This window comes from Piscibacillus salipiscarius JCM 13188 (genome assembly GCF_001311865.1).
GTDB lineage: Bacteria > Bacillota > Bacilli > Bacillales > Alkalibacillaceae > Piscibacillus > Piscibacillus salipiscarius.
This window is the reverse complement of record NZ_BBCD01000060.1, coordinates 1-1,154: the sequence shown is the minus strand read 5'-3', so window position 1 is coordinate 1,154 and position 1,154 is coordinate 1. Positions and strand designations below refer to the sequence as shown.

Here is a 1,154-nt window from a genome sequence, read left to right as displayed (position 1 = left end):
AAAAGATAAGAAGTATAAAAATTGTGCCATAGAACGCTGTTCTGTGGTATTTTTTTAGTATGGATAATATTCTAAGACGCATATTTTTTGATAAACATAATCATTGGGATCGATTCGTTAACAAATATGGGGGACGAGTGCGTCCAATTGTCCTGAAAGAAATAGAGAAATTTCGAGAATGTGGTAACCCTAAAAATGGATTTAAATTATTTGTATGTGAAGGATGCAACGATCCTAAATTAGTACCATATCGGTGTAAAGGACGATTTTGCACAACGTGTTCAGTCGGAGAGAGTGAAGAATGGGGACGTCTTCTTTCAGAAGACACGATTCATACAACCCATCGTCATGTCATTTTACGATTGATGAAGGTCTGAGAGATGTATTTCTGAAACATCGCCATTTACTCAAGCCTCTAATGGATGCAGCAGCGAATCTTATTAAGTCCTATTTTAAAAAGAAAGGTAAGTTAACCCCCGGTATCATTGCAGGTTTACATACATTCGGTTCTAGAGTTAATTTTAATCCTCATGTTCATATGTTAGTAAGCATGGGAGGTTTGACCAAGAAAGGGAAGTGGAAAACCTTAGACTTTATCCCTTTTCAAATGCTAAGGAAACAGTGGCAAACTGTGGTGTTAAAAGTGATAAGAAAACACTTAACGGAAAGAGAAAAGAAAGTAGTTCAACCACGTTTACAAGCTGCCTATAGCAATAATTCTGAAGGCTTTTATGTCTATGCACCTAAACAACGAGGTAAAATAAATGAACAATTGAGATATATCGGTAGATATATCAGGCGTCCTGCTATAGGTATGAACCGAATCGTGGCATACGATGGACAATTTGTAACATTTAAGTATGAAGATAAAACGGATGGGAAAGAAAAACACGAAACGGTAACTGTAGAAGAGTTTATTATCTTGCTTATTCGACACATACCAGACGAGCAATTTAAAACCATTCGCCATTATGGTTTATATTCCAGAAGATCTAAGAGTATTAGTAAAAAATCATTAGTATATGGCAAAAAGCAAACAGAAAATGGTTAGTTAAAATAAAGAAATCCTTAACAAAAAGAACTTATCGTGAGAAGGTTATTGCATCTGGTGGAAAAGATCCCATGAGGTGCTCTTGTTGTGATAACTTTTATGA

Annotated in this window: 1 pseudogene; it reads left to right on the top strand. The window is 35.4% G+C overall.

What is annotated here, in order from left to right:
• Positions 1 to 59: 59 nt before the first annotated feature.
• Positions 60 to 1,154: pseudogene (locus JCM13188_RS17225) on the top strand (IS91 family transposase); the annotation flags it as partial.